General features: G+C 62.6%; 1 protein-coding gene. It reads right to left on the bottom strand.

Annotated elements, in window-relative coordinates; genetic code table 11:
• Nucleotides 1–979: amidase (locus AC1DJT_RS36500; protein ID WP_476836037.1), on the bottom strand; the 979-nt coding region annotated here is incomplete at its 3' end.
• Nucleotides 980–1,876 lie beyond the last annotated feature (897 nt).

The raw sequence follows: 1,876 nt of genomic DNA, 5'->3' as shown, positions 1-1,876 counted from the left end.
CGCGGGGGTCGTAAAGCTCGCCCTTCGTTTCGAGCAGCGCGCGGTGCCAGGCGAAAGCCTCGGGCGCCGCGAAGCCGAACTTGCTGTTGGCCTTGCCAATTGCCCCGAGCGGCGCGAAATCAACATCGCTGATCAGCGCGCCAAGCGCGCTCAGGCGGCTGACTGCGCGGTCGAAAGCGGCGGACACGGTTGCATCCATGCCATCCCTGACGATCTGGGTCGGGATGGCAAGGCGCAGACCCGCAATAGGGCGTGGCAGCGGCGGCGCAAGAGAGTCGGCCGCCAGGACGCCGTCAACAATGGCGCAACAGGCCACGCTGGCGCCGAGCGGCCCCAATGAATCAAGGCTGCTCGACAACGGGACGACGCCATCGAGCGGCACCCGTCGCGCTGTCGGCTTGTAGCCGACAATGCCGCAGAGCGCGGCMGGAATCCGGCATGAGCCGCCCGTGTCACTGCCGAGTGCAACCGGTGCCATGCCATCGGCAACCGCCACGCCGGAGCCTGACGAGCTGCCACCCGGAATGCGGCGTGAGGCGCGATCCCAGGGACTGAGCGGCGTTCCATAATGTGGATTGGCACCGATTCCCGAATAGGCGAATTCGGTCATGTTGGTCCGGCCGATCGGGATGAACCCGGCCGAAATCATGCGTGCGATCGTCGGCGCATGAGCCTTCGCCGGCGCGCAATCGGCCAGTGCACGTGAGCCAGCCATGCTCCGTTCGCCGGCAACGTCGAAGAGGTCCTTCACGGCGAAGGGAATGCCGGCGAATGGGCCGGCCGCACGGCCGACCCGCCGCAAGCCGTCATGGGCATCAGCCGACGCCCGGGCGCTGACTGCCGAGACCGAGATGAAGGCGCGTCGACCTTCGCCCGCCGGATCTGAAATCCGTTCGAGGCATTCCTCCACCAGCGCACGGGCGGTGATCGTTCCACCGGCCAGAGCTTCAGCACAATCCTGCAACGTGCGCATGGTCATCGATTCCCCGAAGCAGCCATCATGTCAGGCTGTATCCGGGCTGACGGTCGAAATCCATTCCTGGCGACCATGGCTCTGCCATGCATTTCGAGGCGCGCGGTCCCGCATCAATCAAGCCTGCTCCAAGACAATGAGCCAGTGTCCCGAACGGTTGGAATATCGGCAAGCGGAGAGGTCGCCAATCTACTTTGGCACATTGCCATAAGAGGCTGTCGTGAATGACCTATTTGATTTATCGATCGACTGATTTCCTGATCGGCTGGCCATTCGGCAAGCAAGGCCGCGCCCGGATCAGGGGATCGAGGATCATATAGTTTGGTTCCATAATATGTCTTATGCGAATCAAGGCGGCGCTCTTTGGAGCACCGATCGAGCCCTCCTTCGGATCCGAGACTGACGGAGCTCATGCTGACGGCGACAAACGCTTGAGCCGTCACATCGCGGTGTACACTGCCCTGCTGCTGGCATGGACGGACGATTGGCCGCTGCAACCCCGATGCGCTGCCGAGAGATGTTCTCGTGGCCCGGCCGGTCCTGACAGCACCAGTGTGGTGCAGGAACGAGTGGTGGATCCGGCCACCATCCGCCTCATGCGCATGGATGCTCGGGAATCCGAAAGCCCGATCGGTCTCCCTGAACCATCATTGTGGGCTGCTTCAGCGAAGGCCGCGCCTCGGATGGTATTTCCAGGTTTGCAGCGCCTCGAGAAACGCCTGGAACTTCGACAGGCGGGCGAACTCATTGCGCGCGGGCTGCGCGTTCTAGTGGCTCGAAGGTAGGACCGCGATGCCGTGACTGCGCGAGATGCAGCCGCTCACAACTTGAAAGTCAGTGGTGAGATTATTCCCGTAAAGACCTAGTTTGGTTTGCTTTTTATCTTAGCGAAGCGCGCTCGGC

Source organism: Allobosea sp. 05T422_2 (genome assembly GCF_056396265.1).
The sequence above is the reverse complement of the archived record's forward strand: the minus strand, read 5'-3'. Positions and strand labels throughout refer to the sequence as shown.